At 71.9% G+C, this 19,439-nt stretch carries 16 protein-coding genes; 10 read left to right on the forward strand and 6 right to left on the reverse strand.

What is annotated here, in order from left to right:
- Positions 1–9 precede the first annotated feature (9 nt).
- The 3 genes from AOM46_RS18995 to AOM46_RS19005 all read left to right on the forward strand — a co-directional run bounded on the left by AOM46_RS18995 (position 10) and on the right by AOM46_RS19005 (position 5,828).
- A complete protein-coding gene (locus AOM46_RS18995; RefSeq protein WP_062213473.1) occupies positions 10–1,146 on the forward strand; it encodes an AAA family ATPase in 1,137 nt (378 codons plus the stop codon).
- A gap of 50 nt (positions 1,147–1,196) precedes the next feature.
- On the forward strand, positions 1,197–4,031 hold the full coding sequence (locus AOM46_RS19000; RefSeq protein WP_062213797.1) for a DUF5682 family protein: 2,835 nt from the start codon (positions 1,197–1,199) through the stop codon (positions 4,029–4,031).
- Positions 4,032–4,433: 402 nt separating this feature from the next.
- The gene (locus tag AOM46_RS19005) at positions 4,434–5,828 is read left to right on the forward strand and encodes an endo-1,4-beta-xylanase (RefSeq protein ID WP_062213475.1); all 1,395 of its coding nucleotides are present in this window, start codon (positions 4,434–4,436) and stop codon (positions 5,826–5,828) included.
- A 389-nt stretch (positions 5,829–6,217) separates the two neighbouring features.
- On the opposite strand, the gene AOM46_RS19010 is transcribed toward AOM46_RS19005, so the two are convergent.
- Together AOM46_RS19010 and AOM46_RS19015 are read right to left on the reverse strand one after the other, a co-directional pair.
- Complete coding sequence (locus AOM46_RS19010; protein ID WP_062213477.1) at positions 6,218–6,877, reverse strand: permease prefix domain 1-containing protein; 660 nt, start codon at positions 6,875–6,877, stop codon at positions 6,218–6,220.
- A complete protein-coding gene (locus AOM46_RS19015) occupies positions 6,874–7,215 on the reverse strand; it encodes a PadR family transcriptional regulator (protein ID WP_062213479.1) in 342 nt (113 codons plus the stop codon). Before AOM46_RS19015 ends, AOM46_RS19010 begins: the two co-directional genes overlap by 4 nt.
- A gap of 84 nt (positions 7,216–7,299) precedes the next feature.
- On the opposite strand from AOM46_RS19015, the gene AOM46_RS19020 reads away from it, so the two are divergent.
- The 3 genes from AOM46_RS19020 to AOM46_RS19030 all read left to right on the forward strand — a co-directional run bounded on the left by AOM46_RS19020 (position 7,300) and on the right by AOM46_RS19030 (position 9,358).
- Positions 7,300–7,776 carry a hypothetical protein gene (locus AOM46_RS19020; RefSeq protein ID WP_062213481.1) on the forward strand — a complete coding sequence of 159 codons (477 nt, stop codon included), beginning with the start codon at positions 7,300–7,302 and terminating at the stop codon, positions 7,774–7,776.
- 71 nt (positions 7,777–7,847) lie between these two features.
- The gene (locus tag AOM46_RS19025) at positions 7,848–8,534 is read left to right on the forward strand and encodes a hypothetical protein (protein ID WP_062213483.1); all 687 of its coding nucleotides are present in this window, start codon (positions 7,848–7,850) and stop codon (positions 8,532–8,534) included.
- Between the two features lie 92 nt (positions 8,535–8,626).
- Positions 8,627–9,358: a siderophore-interacting protein gene (locus tag AOM46_RS19030; protein WP_062213485.1), complete on the forward strand. Its 732-nt coding sequence runs from the start codon at positions 8,627–8,629 to the stop codon at positions 9,356–9,358.
- A gap of 48 nt (positions 9,359–9,406) precedes the next feature.
- On the opposite strand, the gene AOM46_RS19035 is transcribed toward AOM46_RS19030, so the two are convergent.
- Positions 9,407–10,336, reverse strand: a complete 930-nt coding sequence (locus AOM46_RS19035; RefSeq protein WP_062213486.1) for an aldo/keto reductase — start codon at positions 10,334–10,336, stop codon at positions 9,407–9,409.
- Positions 10,337–10,637: 301 nt separating this feature from the next.
- Between AOM46_RS19035 and AOM46_RS32095 the strand changes: the two genes are divergently transcribed.
- The gene (locus tag AOM46_RS32095) at positions 10,638–11,684 is read left to right on the forward strand and encodes a porin PorA family protein (RefSeq protein WP_158920485.1); all 1,047 of its coding nucleotides are present in this window, start codon (positions 10,638–10,640) and stop codon (positions 11,682–11,684) included.
- Positions 11,685–12,169: 485 nt separating this feature from the next.
- Positions 12,170–13,705: a PQQ-dependent sugar dehydrogenase gene (locus AOM46_RS19045; RefSeq protein WP_234313855.1), complete on the forward strand. Its 1,536-nt coding sequence runs from the start codon at positions 12,170–12,172 to the stop codon at positions 13,703–13,705.
- Between the two features lie 88 nt (positions 13,706–13,793).
- Here the strand turns inward: AOM46_RS19045 and AOM46_RS19050 are convergent, their stop codons facing one another.
- Positions 13,794–15,116, reverse strand: a complete 1,323-nt coding sequence (locus AOM46_RS19050; protein WP_078856964.1) for a pyridoxal phosphate-dependent aminotransferase — start codon at positions 15,114–15,116, stop codon at positions 13,794–13,796.
- A 1,007-nt stretch (positions 15,117–16,123) separates the two neighbouring features.
- On the opposite strand from AOM46_RS19050, the gene AOM46_RS19055 reads away from it, so the two are divergent.
- Positions 16,124–16,960 carry a lytic polysaccharide monooxygenase gene (locus tag AOM46_RS19055; RefSeq protein ID WP_078856998.1) on the forward strand — a complete coding sequence of 279 codons (837 nt, stop codon included), beginning with the start codon at positions 16,124–16,126 and terminating at the stop codon, positions 16,958–16,960.
- Between the two features lie 86 nt (positions 16,961–17,046).
- Here AOM46_RS19055 and AOM46_RS19060 read toward each other — a convergent pair whose 3' ends face one another.
- Both AOM46_RS19060 and AOM46_RS33265 read right to left on the reverse strand, forming a co-directional pair.
- A complete protein-coding gene (locus tag AOM46_RS19060; RefSeq protein ID WP_062213494.1) occupies positions 17,047–18,240 on the reverse strand; it encodes an RtcB family protein in 1,194 nt (397 codons plus the stop codon).
- 82 nt (positions 18,241–18,322) lie between these two features.
- Positions 18,323–18,565, reverse strand: coding sequence for a hypothetical protein (locus AOM46_RS33265; RefSeq protein ID WP_062213496.1), 243 nt, complete (start codon positions 18,563–18,565; stop codon positions 18,323–18,325).
- 150 nt (positions 18,566–18,715) lie between these two features.
- Between AOM46_RS33265 and AOM46_RS32105 the strand changes: the two genes are divergently transcribed.
- Complete coding sequence (locus tag AOM46_RS32105) at positions 18,716–19,432, forward strand: trans-aconitate 2-methyltransferase (protein ID WP_062213498.1); 717 nt, start codon at positions 18,716–18,718, stop codon at positions 19,430–19,432.
- The last annotated feature ends 7 nt before the right edge of the window (positions 19,433–19,439 follow it).

Consider the following 19,439-nt stretch of genomic DNA (forward strand, 5'->3'; position numbering starts at 1 on the left):
GAGACGACGATGACCGACAACATGCTCCGCGCCCCCGCCGAGGCCAAGTACGCCGAGGAGCTGGACTGGTTGGAGTCCGTCGACGACGGGCCCAAGCCCTTCTCCTGGCGGCTCAGCCCGCGCATGGTCCGCCTGTTCGTCCTCGGCTCCGAGCGCGCCGACGGACTGGAGCGGGAGATCTCCCAGAAGTGGTTCGGCGACCGGGCGTTCGTCGAACGCGCCATCGTCACCCTGGCCTCGGACCGAGGGCTGCTGCTGATCGGCGATCCCGGCACGGGCAAGAGCTGGCTGGCCGAGCTGCTTTCGGCGGCCATCTCGCGGAACTCGACGCTGGTCGTCCAGGGCACCGCCGGCACCACCGAGGACCACATCAAGTACGCCTGGAACGTGTCCATGGTGATCGCCAAGGGCCAGTCCAGGGAGTCGATGATCCCCTCGCCGATCATGACGGCGATGGAACGCGGCGTCATCGGCCGCTTCGAGGAGCTGACCAGGGCGACCAGCGACGTCCAGGACGCGCTGATCTCGATCCTCTCCGAGAAGTACGTCTCCATCCCCGAGCTGGGCGACGGAGACGGTGAGATCCCCGAGAACATCGTCTTCGCCCAGCCCGGGTTCTCGATCATCGCCACCGCCAACAGCCGCGACCGGGGCGTCAACGACCTGTCGTCCGCGCTCAAGCGGCGGTTCAACTTCGTCCGCATCCCGGTGGTCACCAACAAGCGCAGCGAGGCGGAGATCGTCCGCTTCCGCACCAGCGAGCTGCTGCGCCGCCACCAGATCGATCTCGAAGTGCCGCCCTCGCTGCTGGACATCCTGCTGCAGAGCTTCGCCGATCTGCGCGCCGCCTCCGCCTCGGCCACCAGCGACGACGAGAAGCTGGAGTCGGCGCTCTCCACCGCCGAGCAGATCGGCGTCCTGGAGGACGCCATCCTGCACAGCCAGTTCTTCGGCGACCGGGTCCTGGGCGCCGGCACCCTGGCGGGCTCCCTGGTCAGCTCGCTGGCCCGGCGCAGCCCCGAGGATCTGGCCATCCTCAACAAGTTCTGGCACGGCGTGGTGGAGCCGCGCGGCGAGAAGGACAAGGGCGGCCCCTGGGAGGACTTCCTCAACGGTGGCCGCGAGGCGATAGCGACCCTCTCGTGAGCGAGATCGTCGAGATCGTCAAGGAACGCACCGACGGAGGCGAGGACGGGGTGGACACGGAGCCCACCGGCCCGTTTGTCGCGCTGGGCGAGCGGCTGCGCGACGCCGCCGAGGCCTTCGCCGGCCACGGGGACGCAGTGCCCGACATCCTGGCCGGCATGGTCGACGACGTCGACCGGGCGCTGCGCGAGGAGTTGGAGATCTTCCCGGTCTGCCACCACTCGCCCGCGTCGGCGCTGGCCATGGTGCGCCGGCTGCGCGAGAAGCAGCCCCAGGTCGTCTATCTGGAGCTGTGCGAGGATCTGCGGCCCCTCATCGACGAGCTGCACAACTGCCAACTCCCCGTCGCGCTCCAGGCGTTCGCCACCGAGATCGACGGCTTCCCGGCCCGGTGGGCGCCGCTGAGCGTGGTGGCGCCGATCACCGAGGCCTCCGCCGAGTACCAGGCCATCGCCTATGCGCTGGGGACCCCGGGCGTGGAGCTGGTGTTGGTGGACCGCTCGACCGACCATGTCTTCCAGTGGAACCGCCCGGCCCCGGAGGCCGAGGAGCCCACGCCCCCGGCGGAGGCCGGGGAGGGGGACCCGGACGGCGAGGGGGAGCTGCACGGCGACGCCGTCGGCATCGAGATCGGCGCTCTGCGGCCGGGGTTCGCCGAGCTGGAGGCGTACCTCCTGCACCACGGCAAGGTCAGGCACTGGTCCGAGTGGTGGGACCAGTACGTCGAACAGCCGCTGGCCGGCGCCGACTACACCACCTACCGCCAGGTGATGGTGATGATCGGCAGCCTCTTCCGGCGGCTGCGCCCGCAGGACCACGCCCGGCAGGCCGTCGACGAGGACCGCGAGCGCTATATGTGGACGCGGATGCGGGAGCACCTGGCCACCTCGGGCGCCGACCCCGAGCGCTGCCTCTATGTCTGTGGCGCCTTCCACGCGGCCAGCCGAGTGGAGGAGTTCGGCCTGGCCTCCGAGGCCGAGCCGTTCCCGATCTCCCCCCGCACGGAGACCGCCTGGCGGTACGGGCTGATCCCGTCCAGCCACTCCGCCATCGAGGCCCAGTTCGGTCTCGCCCCGGGCGCGGTGTCCATCGCGGCGGCGAGCTGGCGGCGGACGATCGGCCGAACCCGGCTCAAGCCGTTCCGGCTCGAAGGCCGCAAGACCACGAAGAAGCGTGCCACCAAGGCCACGGGCACCACCAGGGCGGCGCCCGCCGCCGGTGGGGCCCCCGTCACCGACCAGCTGTCGGGCTTTCTCCAGGCCCCGCCCGAGCCCCATCTCCTCGACGAGGACGAACTGCTCGGCTGGTGTGTGGACATCGTCCGGCTGGCCCGCCGCAACCACTACCTCGCCAGCACGGCGGACGCGATCGCCGTCTTCGAGACCTCCATCCTGCTGGCCGGGATGCGGGGCCGGGCCCGGCCGACGCCGTACGACTTCGAGGACGCGGCCGTCACCTGCATCGAGAAGGACCGCGTCCCCGGGCGGCGCGATGTGCGTCGGCTCTGCGAGATCCTGCTCGGCGGCGACCGGGTCGGCTCCGTCGGCTATGACGCGCTGCCGCCGCTGGCCAGGGACGTGCTGGACCGGTTGGCGCCGCTCGGCCTCAACCTCACCGCGCGCACCAAGCAACGGGCGCTGCTCGATCTGCGGCAGCACCCGGAGTTGGCGCCCTGCTCCGATCTGCTGTGGATGCTGCGCCGCCTGCTCGGGGACGTGGTCCGCCCGATCATGGGCGCCCGCACGCTGGGGGAGCGGTCCATCCAGGAGAGCTGGGATCTCACGCTCGGCCGCGACCAGCGGGCCCTGGTGCAGATCGGCTACGAGGGCGTCACCATCGAGCAGGTGCTGGAGCGGCGGCTGCGGGAGGCCGTGCGGGCCCCCGACGCCACGGCGGCCACCGCGCTGGACGCGGTGGAGGAGGCGCTGCTCTATCTGGACAGCCCACGGCTCGGAAACGACCTCGGCAACCGGGCGGTCGAGCTGCTGGCCGCCGAACGCACCGTGGACGGGGCGCCCCGGGTGCTGCGCGGTATCCGTCGGCTGCTGGCGCACTACCGGGGCACCGAGGACGGGCCGCCCGCCTGGTCGGAGGCGTTTGTCACCGGCGGTTACGCGCACTACTGCACGCTGCTGCCGACCGCGTTCGCCGACGAGGAGGCCGGGCCCCGGCAGGTCGGCGCCATGCTGGGCTTCCTCTTCGGGATGGAGAGCTTCGCGCTCTCGCTCGGCTGCGAGCGCACCCAACTGGAGCTGGCGGTACGGCAGTCGCACCCCAGCGCGCCGGACAAGGTGGCCCTGCACTGGGCCGCGATGGCCCGGCTTGAGCTGATCTCGCAGGCCGAGCTGCGCGCCCGGTGCGACGAACTCCTCGCCAACCCGCTGGTCGTGCCCGCGTTCCCGCGCTATCTGAGCGGGTTCATCCAGGCCCTTGAGGCGGTCCCCACCCTGGCCCCGTTCGTGGTGGAACTGCTGTCCAAGGCGTTCGCCCGGCTGCCGGACGCCACGCTGCTGCCGTGGCTGCCCCAGCTGATCAGCACGCTGCGCAAGGAGGCCGGCGAGCTGGTGCCCGTGCTGGTGCGGGAGGCCGGCCGTACCTTCCCCGGCGGCCTCGCCGAGCTGGACGGCTGGACGCCGCCCTGGGACGCCCCGGCGGGGGCGGAGCCGGCGGCCGAGGAGGCGTCGGCGACGCCGGTGAACCGCGCCGTCGCCGAACTGCTGGCCGCGCACCCGGAGTCCTGCTCCTCCGTGGCCACCCTGCTCGGGGTGGCGGGGGAGTGGCGGTCGCTGCCCGCCGCCGATCCCGCCGACTCCGCCGGCGAGCTGGTGGCCCGCCATCCGGAGTCGGCCCAGGCGGTCGCCGCGCTGCTGGCCCCTGCGGGCTGAGCCCCACCCAGCCGCCCCCCCCCCGCGGCCAGGCGCCCCGTGTTCCGTCGTCGAGAGACGGCGGGACGCGGGGTCTTTCTTGATCGATCACGCTTTCCGAAAAGCTTGCGGTGACGCTCCGAAATATTTTGGTACAGATCCCGTCGACAGAAAACGGTTCCTCTGGATCAACGCCGGTCAACTGGGTTTGCAGCGCCCGAAGTTGATCCGGAAATTTTCGGGGACTTCTCTTGACGGCCCCTCGGGGCGGGCGCATATTACTCCCACGATCGTTGCCGACCGCCATGGCACCGTCGCTCTCCGCCCGGTTCGGGAGACCCGACGCGCTGCCCTGAGAGCCGCGGCAGATCCCGCCCCTCCGGACGGCGCGTCCGCCCGTCCGGCCATGACGAAGGGACCGCGATGATCAACGAGTTCGCACACGAGCAGAGACCTTCGCGCTGGCGGCTGGCCGCCCGCCGGGCGATCGCCGGCTGTGCCGTCGTCCTGCTCTCGGCCACCGGACTGGTCGCCCTGTCCGGCACCGCCCACGCCGCCGGCACGCTGGGCGCCGCGGCGGCCGAACAGGGCCGGTACTTCGGCACCGCCGTCGCCGCCAACCGGCTCTCCGAGTCCGACTACACCGCCACCCTCAACCGTGAGTTCAACAGCATCACGGCCGAGAACGAGATGAAGTGGGACGCGCTCCAGCCCAACCAGGGGCAGTTCACCTTCGGCAACGCCGACCGGATCGCCGACCACGCGCGCGCTCAGGGCATGTCGCTACGCGGCCACACCCTGGTCTGGCACTCCCAACTCCCCGGCTGGGTCGGCAATCTGGGCACCGACCAGCTGCGCACCGCGATGAACAACCACATCTCGCAGGTGATGGGCCGCTACCGGGGCCAGATCGACTCCTGGGACGTGGTCAACGAGGCGTTCGAGGACGGCTCCAGCGGAGCCCGCCGCAACTCGCCCTTCCAACAGCGCCTGGGCAACGGCTATATCGAGGAGGCGTTCCGCGCCGCGCGCGCCGCCGACCCCAATGCCACCCTCTGCTACAACGACTACAACACCGACGGCATCAACGCGAAGAGCAACGCCGTCTACGCCATGGTCGCCGACTTCAAGCAGCGCGGCGTGCCCATCGACTGCGTCGGCTTCCAGTCCCACTTCAACAGCCAGTCGCCGGTGCCGGGCGACTACCAGCAGAACCTCCAGCGGTTCGCCGCGCTGGGCGTGGACGTGCAGATCACCGAACTGGACATCGAGGGCTCGGGCACCGCACAGGCCAACAGCTACCGCACCGTGGTCAACGCCTGCCTGGCGATCTCCCGTTGCACGGGGATCACCGTCTGGGGCGTGACCGACAAGTACTCCTGGCGGGCCGGCGGCACCCCGTTGCTCTTCGACGGCAACTACAACAAGAAGCCGGCCTATGACGCGGTGCTCGACGCGCTCGGCGGCACCCCGGGCGGCGGCGACCCCGGCGGCCCCGGCGAGCCGGGTGACGGGTCCTGCACGGTGACCTACCAGGAGACCGACCGCTGGGGCGACCGGTTCAACGGACAGGTGACCGTCCGCGCCGGCGACGCGCCGATCAGCGGCTGGACGGTGACCGTCACGGTTGGCTCCGCGCAGCGGATCTCCACCACCTGGAACGGCACGCCGAGTTGGGACAGCACCGGCAACGTCATGACCATGCGGCCCAACGGCAACGGAAACCTCTCGCCGGGACAGTCCACGAGCTTCGGCTTCACGGTCATGGCCGGCGGAGACTGGTCGGCCCCCAGAATCGGCGCCTGCGTGGCCTCCTGACCACCCCCCCGGCGGGACCCCGCTTCAGCGGGTCCCCGCCGGGGGGCTCGACGGCATCCCCCGGCCGGCGACCCGCCACGGATGAACGCCGGCGCCCGCCGGGACCGGCCGGTTGGCGGGTGCCGGTAGCGACTCCCGGCCCGCTCCGCTCCGCGCCCCTTGCCCTCGCTGGCGGCCCGTCGGCGGGGTGCCGGTACGGTTTCCGGTCGGCGCAGCGCCGCGCCCCGGGGCCTCGCGGGGCTCCGTTCCTCAGCCGCAGGTAACGACGTCGACCCGCGGCGGACCTCGTCGGCGTGCCCCGTCCCGTCTGTCCGCAAAGATCGGTCACCGCCCCGGGTCGTGCGGGCAACCCCGTCGCGACCGAGCCCGTCCCCCGTTGACGCGGCCGGTCAGGCGGTCGCCGTCAGTCGGGCGCAGCGGCGGCAGGTGCGGGCGGAGCCCGCGACCGTGGCGTGGGACAGCGCCGTGAGTCCACCGGTGAGCGCGAGCAGCGGCCAGTTCGCCGCCACCAGCGCGGCCAGCGCCAGCGTCAACGTGGCGACCGCCATGGACACGCTCACCGCGGTGCCCGCCCAGGCGACCGTCCCCGGCAGCCGGCGGGGCGTGGGCAGCCAGCGGGAGAGCACACCGGTCGCGGCCAACGTCCCCCCGGCGAGCAGCGCCACGACTCCCGCCACGCCCGCCGACGAGACGGCCACCAGCCGCGCCGCGCCCCCGTCGGCGACCGCGTCGCCGACCAGGTACCAACACAGCAGCAGGTAGGGCGCGACCAGCATCAGCGCCCGCGCGGTGTGCCGCGCCTGGGCGATGGTCAACTCCCGCTGGTAGGCGGGCGCCAGCTCGGCCGGGCTCCCGAACTCCGCCACCGCCTCCCGGGTGGCACGCTCAGGGGGCAGCCCGGCGGCGGTGTACGCCGCCACCGTCTCGCTGAGCCCTTCGTGCGCCTCGCGCAACAGCCGGGACCTGACGCGCGCCGGGCCGTACAGGGCCTCGGCCAGCTCGGCGACCTGCCGTTCGACGAACTCCTCGGCCGCCAGCCCGCCGTTCATCCGGTGGTCCCGAGCGGCCGCGCCGGGTTGAGCACCGCGTCGATCGCCGAGGTGAAGGCGCGCCAGCTGTCCCGTTCCCCGGCCAGCGCGCTCCGTCCCGCGTCCGTCAGGGCGTATCGACGGCGCCGACGTCCGCCCGCCGACTCCCAGTCGCTGCTGAGCAAGCCGAGCCGTTCCAGCCGTTGGAGTGCGGGATAGATCGTGCCGGTGCGCAGGTCGAGCACGCCCCCGCTGCGCTGTTGGACGGCGGTGATGATCGCGTACCCGTGCAGGGGCCCGGGCTCCAGCACGGCGAGCAGCAGCCCGTCCAGATGTCCTCGTACCGCGTCTGACTTCATGAGTAGGCAGTCTACCTATCGAAAGCGTAGGCGTGCTATCTATTGGCAGCCAATGTATTCAGCAACCCGTGGAGAGGCTTCCCGGTGACCAAGCTCCTGCTGTCCCTGCATGTCCTGGCGGCGATCCTCGCGATCGGACCGATCGCCGTCGCCGCCTCGATGTTCCCCCGCTTCGTGCGCGCCCCGGCCGCCGGCCAGGCCCGGGCGGAGCCGGCGGGCGAGGGCCGGGGCGGCGGCGCGCTGCTGCACCGGATATGCCGCGCCTACACCGTCGTCGGCGTCACCGTGCCGGTCTTCGGGATCGCCACCGGCGCGCAGCTCGGGGTGCTCACCGACGCCTGGCTGATCGCCTCGCTGATCCTGACCACCATCGCGGCCGTGCTGCTCGCCGGCGCCATCCTCCCCGCGCAGGAACGGCTCCTCGAACCGGCCGCCTCCGACGCCGACGAACCGGCACGCGCCGCCCGTCGGTTGGCCATGATCACCGGGATCTTCAACCTGCTCTGGGCGGTGGTCGTCGTCCTGATGATCGTGCGCCCCGGCTCGACCACCTCGGCCTGACCGCCCGGCCGCCGCTGTCAGTGCCCGCCCCTACGATGTGGGCCAAGGGGGCAAGAGGGGCAGGGGGTTCGATGGCGATGGTCGGTTGGGCGCTGCGCCGAGGGTTCGGCGGCGCCGGGGCGTTCTGGGGGGTTCTCCTCCTGCTGGGTGGGGGGATCTTTCTCTCCTGGGTGGTCTACGCGGTGGCTGTCGGCCTGTGGCTGGCGACGGCGTTGCCGCTCTCGGTGCGTTTCTATGTCCGGGGCCTGCGGGCGCGCGCCGCCCGTGCGCGATCCGCCGGCCTCGACGAGGTTCGGCTGGACCGTTGGCGGCGGCGGGGGCCGGGCGGGCTCCGCCGGGAGGCCGCCTGGGGTGCCCACCGCTTCGAGCTGCGCCTGCCGACAACGCTCGGCATCCGGCGCGGGGTGCTGCGCGACGGGGACGGGTGGCAGTGGTTCACGCTGAGCCGCTGGGACCAACACCCCGGCCCGCTGGCCTGGCTCATCGATCCCTGGCGGGAGAAGGCGCGCCTGTGGATACCGTCCGCCGCACCCCGCACGGTCAGCTTCTACCGGGGTGCGGACGGCGTCCGTCTCCATGTCGACGACGGGCGGCCCTATCTACTCACCCCGTCAGCGGTGCGCTTCGGGGCCCGCGAGCTGGCGCTCGGCGATGTCCTGGGCTGGCGGATAGCCCGTGATCTCTCGCCCGAGGAGACGGCGGTCTGCGCGTTGGCGATGCTCTCCGCCCTCACCGACCCGCTGCCGCCCCGGCGTTAGGTTAGGCTGCCCTAATCTAAACGGCAGTTGGGGTGCCAGACGCACGGACCGTTCCGACGTCGGGAACGCGCCCCCGGAAGAGAGGACCGCGGATGGCCCACGGTTGGGAAGGCGCCGTGCTCAAGCTGATGCGCGGCAAGGACTTCACGTTCACGGTCACCCAGGTCGAGCGCGTCAGCGACCGCTACCACCGGCTGCGACTGACCGATGGCGGGCTGCTCGCCGAGGTGCCACCGCATCCGACGATGTGGGTCCGGCTGTGGTTCGAGCGTGCCGGCAAGCCGCACCAGCGCGCGTTCACCCTCGTCGACCCCGACCCCGACCCCGCCTCGGGCACCTTCACGCTGGAGTTCGCCCTGCATCAGGGCACCGCCAGCGACTGGGCCCGGGCCGCCGTCCCCGGCGACACCGTCGACGCCACCCTCCAGGGCACCGGCTTCCCGCGCCCCGAACCCGCGCCCGACCGACTGCTGTTGGTCGGCGACCCGGCGTCGCTCCCCGCGATCAACTCCCTGCTCGACGCCTACCCCGACACCCCCGCCACCCTCTGGTTCGAGACGCCCCACCCGGCCGACGGAGAACTGCCGTTCCGCGTCGACCCCGCCCGCCACGACCTCCGCCGGGTGCCGAGGGCGGACGGCGACGCGGGGCTGATCGCCAGGGTCAAGGCGGAGCTGCCCGCACTGCTCGGTGACGACCCGGCCACCGCCTATGCGTGGATCGCCTGCGACACCGCCACCACCCGCACCCTGGCCGCCTTCCTCAAGAAGGAGTCCGGCCTCCCCAAACGCCGCGTCCACGCCCTCGGCTACTGGCGCGCCTGACCCACCCGCCGTACCCGGCCGGCGCCGCCGGCGGGCCCGCGCCTCGGGTCATCCGCCCGAGCGGGCTCCGTTCAGGGCCGCCGTCTCCTCCTCGGTGAGGCGCAGCGCGCCGGCGGCGACGTTCTCCGTCAGGTGGTCCGGGTTTCCCGTGCCGGGTATCGCCAGCACATGCGGCCCCCGGCCCAACGTCCAGGCCAGTCGCACCTGCGCCGGCGTCGCGCCGTGGGCACGGGCCACCTCGCGCACCGTCTCGTGTTCGGCGGCGACCGCGCCCTGTTCCCGCCCCGCACCGGCGATGGCGAAGTAGGGGACGAAGGCGATACCCGCCTCGCCGCTGGCGCGCAGCACCTCCTCCTGCGCGGCCGACGCCTCCAGACCGTAGGGGTTCTGCACACAGACCACGGGCGCGATGGCGCGCGCCTCGGCCAGCTGCGCCGGCCGGACATGGGAGACGCCGAGGTGCCGGATGAGCCCGGCCTCCCTGAGTTCGGCCAGGGCGCCGAAGTGGTCGGCGATCGAGCCGGTCCCGACGCTCGGTGGCACCCGAAGGTTGACCACGTCCAGATGGTCGCGCCCCAACTGGCGCAGGTTCTCCTCCACCTGCCCCCGCAACTGCTCCGGCGTCGCCCACCACCACTCGCCGGAGGCGTCGCGCCCCGGCCAGACCTTGGTGGCCAGCACCAGATCGTCCGGGTAGGGCGCCAGCGCACTGTTGATCAGCTCGTTGGCGGACCGCAGGGCGGAGAAGTAGAAACTGGCCGTGTCGATGTGGTTGACGCCCAACTCGACCGCCCGCCGCAGCACGGCGATCGACCGCTCGCGGTCGCTGGTGGACCCGGCGGCGAACGCGGACCGACCGGTCAACCGCATCGATCCGAACCCGAGACGGTTGATGGTCAGATCCCCCAGCCGCCAGGTGCCGCTCGCCGCCGCCGTCACGGTTTCCGGGGATGTCCGACCCCTGTGGTCCTCAGGCATACAACTCCTTGATAACGACAAAGAACCTTTCGTACGAGACCAAATCCGGTCCGAAAGGCTCAAGTTCGTCGAATACCTTAACGGGGGTGAACATCGCGCCCAGGCGTGTGACCAGGTGCTCACCCGCCCGCGACACCATCCACGGGTTACCGACGGGTCACTCACGGGTTACCCGCGAGTTGGAACGGGCCCCACTCCGCCCGTGAACAGGGGCCATATGCCCATTGACGGGCTACCTCGCGGATCCATAGGTTGTCTCAGCCGTCGCACAAAGCCGTGTGCGCGTAGTCGGGAGATGCCCATGCGAAGAAGCACTTGGATTCTGTCTGGATCGGCCGCCGTCCTGGTGGCCGCCTCGGTGGTGACGCGAGTCGTGGTCTACCCGAGCGTGCACCAGCTTCCGGACGATACCGACAGCGTCTTCGAGTACACCGGCACCGCGTCGATGCTCAACGCCCAGGCGCTGGAGGCCGGGGATCTGGCCAACGCCTTCCTCAACGACATACCGGTGACCCTGGACCGCCACGTCAAGGTCGTGGACACCGACGGGGGCACCGCCGTCATCAGTGACGATGTTGTCATCAAGGGCCCGGACGACTCCGAGCTCTCCACCACCAGCCACCGCTGGGCCGTCGACCGCAAGGACCTGGAGGACCGGCCCGCCCCCGAGGGCTCCGAGGCCGAGGAGCACCAGGGTCTGGTGATCTCCTGGCCGCTGGACCCGAAGGAGCAGGACTACACCTTCTGGGACCCCACGACCGGCAGCGAGGCGCCGGCGGTCTATGACCGCACCGAGGATGTCGAGGGGCGCGACGCCTATGTCTTCGTGATCAACCACGAGGGCCCCGTCGCCGACCCGGCCATCCAGGCGCGGTTCCCCGAGGCGCTGCCCAAGGAGGTCCTGGCCGGCGTCGCCCAGAGTCTGCCGCCGGAGCAGCAGCAGTTCGACCCGGCGATGCTGGAGCTGCTGCCGGACATGGTGCCGCTCACCTACGCGGCCACCACCCAGCGCACCGCCTGGGTCGACTCCGAGACGGGCGCGGTCCTCAACGGCACGCTGGAACAGGCCATCGTGGCGCAGACGGAGGGCCCCGAGGGGCCGGTGACGCTGGCCCCGGTCAACGCCATGTCCGTGGAGGGGACCGAGGAGGGCACCAAGGAGCGGGCCGACGACGCCGATTCGGCGGCGAACCTGCTCTGGCTGGTCCGCACGGTGATCCCGCTGGGTCTCGGCGGCGTCGCGGTGATCCTGCTCGCGCTGGCCGTCTGGCTGGAGTTGAAGGCCCGTAGGGGCGCGGCGGGCACGGAGGACGGCCCGTCGACCTCGCCGGCCGCGGCGACCGACTGAGGCGGCTTTCGGGAGAACCGGCACACCGGGAAAACCGACACCACCGGGATCGCCAGGACGGCCGGCACCCCCGGGACATAAGGAAAACGAAGACCGTGCGCAGGGGCGCTCGGCGGGTCTCCCGCCGGGCGCCCCTGCGGCGTCTTCTGAAAGGCACAAAACGGCGCTCCATGGGAGCGCGGGCGCGTTACGGGATCACTCATGGGAACGAAGTTCCGGTACGCGATCTGGCGTCGGGGGGTGGGGAGCGGATACCGTCTCGCCAGCCGCAACCGATATGCGGCCGCTGGCGAAAACTAGGCACAACTCCCCTTAAACTATGCGAATTTGACCGGCCAAGGGCCGGAGTTGCGCTCAGTCCGCTCTCCCCTGTTCGAGGAGTTCCAAGGAGCCAAGGCACTCCGCAACCCCCACGAAACCAGGGGAACCACCCCCCCTCACCTCTGGAGCCGCAAATGAAGAGACGTCGTTGGTTGGGACCGTTGATGGTAGCGCTCCCACTCGCGCTGCTCGCCCCGCTGACCGCCTCAGCGTCCATGCCGTCCGGCACCGCCCAGGAGGCGGCGCCGGCGGAGGCCCCCGTCGAAACCGCCGCCGTACCGTTGGAGGACCTGACCGCGCTCAGCACCCAGGTCGCCTCCGGGCTGCGCCGCCCCACCAGCCTGATAGCACCGGACGACGGCACCGGCCGGCTGCTGATCACGGAGAAGCTCGGCACCGTCCGCGCCTACCACCCGGACACCGGGCTCGAAACGACCCCCATCCTCGACATCTCGGAGGTGGTGGACCCCTCCGGCAACGAGAGCGGGCTGCTCGGTATCGCGCCGGCGCCCGACTTCACCGAGAGCCAGGTGCTGTACCTCTCCTACACCGCACTGCCGGACGGCGATGTGACCCTGGCCCGCTACGGGCTCGACGACTCCTCCCTCGACGTGCTGCTCACCCAGGAACACGCCGAGTTCGACAACCACAACGGCGGCCAGATCGTCTTCGGCCCGGACGGCTATCTGTACTGGGCCATCGGCGACGGCGGCGGCTCGGGCGACCCGTTCTCCTCCGGGCAGCGCCTGGACACGCTGCTGGGCAAGATCCTGCGCCTCGATGTGAGCGACAGCTGTGGGGACCTCAACTACTGCGTGCCGTCGGACAATCCGTTTGTCGGCGTCGAGGGGGCCCGCGAGGAGATCTGGACCTACGGGGTGCGCAACCCCTGGAAGTTCTCCTTCGACCCGGCCGACGGCTCGCTCTGGATCGCCGATGTCGGTCAGGGCGGCTATGAGGAGATCAACCACCTGGCCCCCGGGCAGGGTGGCGCCAACCTCGGCTGGTCCTGCCGCGAGGGCCTGACCGAGTTCGACCCGGAGCAGTGCCCCGACGCGTCCGAGCTCACCGACCCGATCTACACCTACCCGCTGACCGGCGGCAACTGCGCCGTCATCGGCGGCCAGGTCTACCGGGGCGCCGAGTACGCCGACCTGGCGGGCGGCACCTATATCGCCGTCGACTACTGCTCGTCCAGGGTCTTCGGCATCCGCGCCGACGGCAACGGCGGCTACGACGCCGCCGAGATCGGCAACATCGGCCAGACCTCCACCCAGGTGACGTCGATCGCCGCCACCGTGGACGGCGAGCTGTACACCGTCAACGACCTGCCCGGCGGGCTGCACCGCCTCTCGTTCGAGGGCCCGGCGGCCGCCAGCACCTGCGCGGTCAGCGTCGACGCCCAGACCTGGGGCACCGGGCTGACGGCGGACATCACCGTCACCAACACCGGCGAGGAGCCGCTCACCGGCTGGTCGCTCTCCTTCGAACTCGCCGCCGGCCAGGGGCTGATCTCCGGCTGGGGCGCCGCGTTCAGCACCTCGGGCAGCACCGTGACGGCCCAGGGCGAGGCCCACAACGAGACGATCGCCCCCGGGGCCAGCGTCGCCCTCGGGTTCGTCGCCAGCCACGGTGGGAACAACTCGACGCCGAGCGTCTTCACCCTCAACGAGGGAGCCTGCGTCCTCGCCGACGCCTGACGGCACGTCGACGGCCACCGCTCGGTCCCGGGCCCGCCGCACCACGGTGCGGCGGGCCCCGTCGTCCCTCCGGCGGGGGCGCGCCCGGTCAGTCGTGGACCACATCGCCGGCGCGCGCGGCGGGCGCCGGCTCCGTCCCCGCCGCCGCCGTCCCCGCCGTCCCCGGCTTCGCCGTGACGGCGGTCAGCGCGTCGCCGAGGTGCCGCAGCGCCGCCTCGATCCACGGCAGCCGCTCCGGCTCCGGCGCCGCCAGCGCGGCGAGCCGGTCCCGTTCCGTCTCCCCGTACAGCAGCCCGGTCGCGATCCGCAGGGTCAGCGTCGACGCGGGATCGCCGAACGCGTTGCCCGGCAGTGTGGCGACGCCGTGCGTACCGAGCAGGGCGTTGGCCAACGCCGCGCCGGTGGTGATGCCGCGCGCCCGGAGCGGCCGGCCGACCGGGGCGAAGTCCGGGTAGAGATAGAAGCCGCCCCGGGGCGGACGGCAGCGCGCGCCGGCGGCCACCAGCCGGGTGTACGCCGCTTCGGCCACCCGCGCGTGCAACTGCCGCGCCCGCCCCAGATAGGCGGTGATCTCCGGCGGTTCACGCAGCGCGTGGACGGCCACCGCCTGCATCGGCGCGGCCAGGCTGGACCAGATCTCGCTGGCGATCCCGGTCAGCCGCTCGCCCAGGCGCCGCCCCCAGGCGCCGGACGGCAGCCGGGCGAAGCCGACGCGCCAGCCGCCCACCGCGAGGGACTTGCTCAACCCGCCGGTGACCACGGTCCGTTCCCAGCCGAGCGCGGCCGGGCTCGGCACCGGACCGTGATGGCCCAACTCGGCGTAGATCTCGTCGCTGATCACCGTCAGACCCCGACGCGCCGCCACGGACATGACGGACGCGATCCGCTGTTCGTCGGCGACGGTGCCGGTGGGGTTGTCCGGCACGGTCAGGACCAGCACCCCCGGGCGTGCGCCGGCCGCCTCGGCGCGGCGCAGGGACAGCTCCAACAGCTCGGGCGCCGGGATGCCACCGGCGTCGGCGGGGATGGGCACCTCGATCACCCGCCGGCCCAACAGGGCGGCCTGCGCGGCGTAGGAGACCCAGGAGGGACGGGGCAGGACCACATCCCCCTCCAACGCGGCCAGCAGCGCGAAGAGCAGGGGTTTGCTGCCCGGCGCGAACACCACCTGCTCGGGCTCGGTGGCCAACCCACGCCGGCCGAACCAGCCGGCCGCCGCCTCCCTGGCCTCCGGCGAACCGACCACCGGGCCATAGGAGTTGCGGCCGGCCGAGGCGGCGAGCACCTCGGTGAGCCCGGGGGCGACCGGCAGTCCGGCCTCGCCGAAGCCCAGATGGAGCGTCGCCAACCCGGCCGCCCGGCGCGCCCGTACGGTCTCGTCGATCGCCAGTGTCGCCGAGTGCGCTGTCAAGGGGAACCACTCCTGTCCTGTGCCGCGTCGGCCGCCGGAGGCGGGGCCCGCCCCGGCCCGGCCGGCCGCGTCCGCCCATCCTTCCGTCGCCCGCCCCCGGCCAGGAGCACCGACGCGCCCCGCACCGGGTGAGCCGAAAGCCGCCGCACCGCCCCCGGGCGGTGGGCGCAACTGCCAGGACCGGCGCGCGGTGGTCCAGGGGGCCGGTGGACTCCGGGACCGGGGAGGGGAGCGGACGGGTGGGTCCAGGCGCTCGATCCGGTCAAGGATTCAGATGCCCTGCCGGGGCGGCGTTCTCAATTACCACGGGGATCCGCTCCGGAAACGGACATGGCGCGGAAGCAGACATGCGGGATCTGATCCCCCGCGATGAAAGCCGGTCCCCTGAGGTGCCGGAGACACCGGGGACGGCAGAGATACCGGAGGCCCCGGTGGCCTGCGAGGCCCACCCGCTCCCGCGGTCCGCCCGAGCGCCCCATGGAAAGGCACCGACCGCAGGTGACAGTTTCTTGGCAATCCGTGCACGGTCCCTGCCCTCATCCGTACCCCGATGACCGGTCATCTCGGCCCATGCGCATCCTGTCGGGCGGGTGCCACCCCGGGCCGGGCCATCCGCCGGGCGGGCAGGGGGTGTTGGGGCGCGCCGGGGGCGGCCCCTGGCGCCCCGTGCCCGGACGGGCGCCGAACGTGATCGAACGGGCGCCGTTCGATGGCCGAAAGTGATCGGTCGGGACGAGAGAAGGCCGGCACACCCACTTACCGACTCCCGTAAGCGGCGCTACCTTGCCTGCGGGAGCGCTCCCATGCGCATGCCGTAGCACCGGCGACGGGCCGCCGTGCACCGATTCCGAGGGTGACGACCTCCGGTGCGCCACGCCCTTCGCCGGAGACGACTCGTCTGACGAAGGAGTACCCCCGTGTCTCATGTATCCGCCGGTCGGAGACCGAGAGCGACCGGAAAGTTCCGCTTCCTCAGCATCCTGGGAACGGCCCTGATCGCCCTGGTGATGGCCTCGCTGCCCACCCCCGCGGCGGCCCATGGCGCCACCACCCTGCCGGGCTCGCGTACCTACCTCTGCTATCTCGACCTGCGCGAGAACAGCAGCACCCAGATGCCGGCCAACCCGGCCTGCGCCTCGGCGGTCCAGCAGGGCGGCACCGGGCCGCTCTACAACTGGTTCGCCGTGCTCGACTCCAACGCCGGCGGCCGCACCACGGGATACATCCAGGACGGGACGCTCTGCAGCGCCGGCAACCGGGGCCCGTTCGACTTCAACGCGTACAACGCCCCGCGCAACGACTGGCCGAAGACGCATCTCTCCTCCGGCGCCAACATCGAGCTGCAGCACAGCAACTGGGCCCACCACCCGGGTGAGTTCAACGTCTACATCACCCGCAACGGCTGGTCCCCGAACCAGCAGCTCGGCTGGGGCGACCTGGAGCAGATCAGCAGCGTCACCAACCCGCCGCAGCGCGGCGGCGTCGGCACGGACGGCGGCCACTACTACTGGAACGTCCAGCTGCCGAACCGCTCCGGCGAGCACATCGTCTTCGTGCACTGGATCCGTTCCGACAGCCAGGAAAACTTCTTCTCCTGCTCCGATGTCGTCTTCGACGGCGGCAACGGGCAGGTGACCTTCGGCGACGGACGGACCATGAGCGCCGGCGAGGTCGCCGAGGCGTACGAGGCCACCCAGGCCGCGTACAACCCGAGCGCCGACCAGCACCACGCGCACTCCGACCACTCGGCCCACGACGCGGCGGCCGCGCCCGGCGGGCTGCCGACGGTCGTCTCGCAGATGGTGCGGATCGCCATCAGCGATCTGGCCGGCTTGCTCGACTGACCGGGGCCCGACGAGGCTCCTGACCAGCAACCGAACAGGGCCCGCCCCGTGCCGTCGTCCGCCGACAGCACGGGGCGGGCCGCGTCTCAGCCCTTGACGCAGACCACCTGCTTCAACTCGGCCACCACCTCGACCAGATCCCGCTGCCGCGCGATGACCTGCTCGATCGGCTTGTACGCGCTCGGGATCTCGTCCACCACGCCGGAGTCCTTCCGGCACTCCACGCCGGCCGTCTGCGCCTCCAGATCCCTGGTGGTGAAGCGCCGCTTGGCCGCCGCCCGGCTCATCCGCCGCCCCGCGCCATGCGAGGCGGACTGGAAGGAGGCCACGTTGCCAAGGCCCTTGACGATATAGGACCTGGTGCCCATCGACCCGGGCACGATGCCGAACTCCCCGGACCCGGCCCGAATGGCGCCCTTACGGGTCACCAGCAGGTCCATCCCGTCATAGCGCTCCTCGGCCACATAGTTGTGGTGACAGCTGATCATCGTCTCGAACGTCGGCTTGGCCCTGCTGAACTCCCGCCGCACCACGTCCTGGAGCAGCGTCATCATCAGCGCCCGGTTGAGCCTGGCGTACTCCTGCGCCCAGAACAGATCGTGCCGGTAGGCCGCCATCTGGGGCGTGTCGGCGACAAAGACCGCGAGGTCCCTGTCCACCAACCCCTTGTTGTGCGGCAGCCGTTGGGCCTCGCCGATATGGAACTCGGCCAGCTCCTTGCCGATGTTGCGGGAGCCCGAGTGCAGCATCAGCCACACCGCGCCCTCGGTGTCCAGGCAGACCTCGACGAAGTGGTTCCCCGAGCCGAGCGAGCCCATCTGCCGCCCCGCCCGCTCCCGCCGGAAGGCCACCGCGTCCGCCACCCCGTCGAACCGCTCCCAGAACGCGTCCCACCCCGCCGTCGGAAAACCGTGCAACCGCGCCGGATCCAGCGGCTCGTCGTGCATCCCCCGCCCGACCGGAATGGCCGCCTCGATCTTCGACCGCAACCGCGACAGATCCCCCGGCAGATCCTCCTGCGTGAGCGAGGTGCGCACCGCGCTCATCCCGCATCCGATGTCGACGCCAACCGCCGCCGGGCAGACCGCGCCGTGCATGGCGATCACGGAGCCGACGGTGGCGCCCTTGCCGTAGTGCACGTCCGGCATCACGGCCAGGCCCTTGACCCAGGGCAGGGTGGTGACGTTGCGCAGCTGCCGCATCGCTCCCTCGTCGACGTCGGCCGGATCGGCCCACATCCTGATCGGGATCCGGGCACCGGGCAGCTCGGTGTACTCCATGGCGTTATCCCCCTGACAACGTTTGATGACTCATTGTGACGCCCTGGCCCAGGGGAGCGGCAACAGGTTTTCACCGGAACGATCAGCCGCGTCGGCGCCTGGCCGCGCGGTCCTGGAGCGTCAACCGGCGTTTGCGCAGCGCCGCTTGACGGCGTCGGCTCGCCGCCCGCCGTGGCGCGTCCGGATCCGGGCGTCGCTTCGGGCCCAGCCGGATCAGCGTCCGGAACACCACGGCCAGGAGGACCAGGACCATCACGCCCAGCACGGCGGCGGCCTGCGGCGGCAGCGCGTCGAGATCGAAGTACCGCACCGTGCGATGGTTCACGCGGTCTCTCCTCTCGTCCGCCGGCAGCCTACTCACCCGTCCCCGACGGCGGGCTACGATGCCGCCCGACGGGAAACGGGCAAGGCGAGGAGAACGGTTGTGACGGCGTCAGGGACGGGCCCTTCGGCCCCGGACCCGGGAGTGTCCCTGATGTACGGCGCACTGGCCCGCTGGTGGCCGCTGATCTCCCCGGCCGAGGTGTACGAGGACGACGCCCGCAGCACCGCCGAACTGTTCGCCCTGGCGGAGCGCCCGGTGCGCGACGTGCTCGAACTGGGCAGCGGCGGCGGGCATCTGGCCCACCACCTCCGCGAACGGTGGACGATGACCCTGGTCGACCTCGCGCCCGAGATGCTGGCCGTCTCCCGCGCGTTGAACCCGGATGTCGAGCATCTGCTGGGCGATATGCGGGAGTTGCGGCTCGGCCGCACCTTCGACGCGGTGCTGGTGCATGACGCCATCGACTACATGACCACCCTGGACGATCTGGCCGCCGCCTTCCGCACGGCCTACGCGCACTGCCGCCCCGGCGGCGTCGCCGCGTTCTTCCCCGACCATGTCGCCGACACCTTCGAGCCGGGCACCGACTGCGGCGGCAGCGACGCGCCCGACGGCAGCGGCGCCCGCTATCTGGAGTGGAGCCACCCACCGGGCCCCGGGGAGACCACGGTCACGACGGAGTACACGTTCACCCTGCGCGCCGCCGACGGCACCGTCGAGTTGGCGCACGAGGCGCATCGCACCGGTCTTTTCGCCGTCGCCGACTGGCAACGGCTGTTGGGCGACGCCGGGTTCGAGGTGGTCACCGTCCGGGAGGAGGGCGGCGCCGACCGTACGCTCTTCGCCGGCCGCCGCCCCCGTGCCTGAACGGCCG

Origin of the sequence: Streptomyces sp. NBRC 109706 (genome assembly GCF_000974485.1) — a bacterium.
GTDB lineage: Bacteria > Actinomycetota > Actinomycetes > Streptomycetales > Streptomycetaceae > Streptomyces.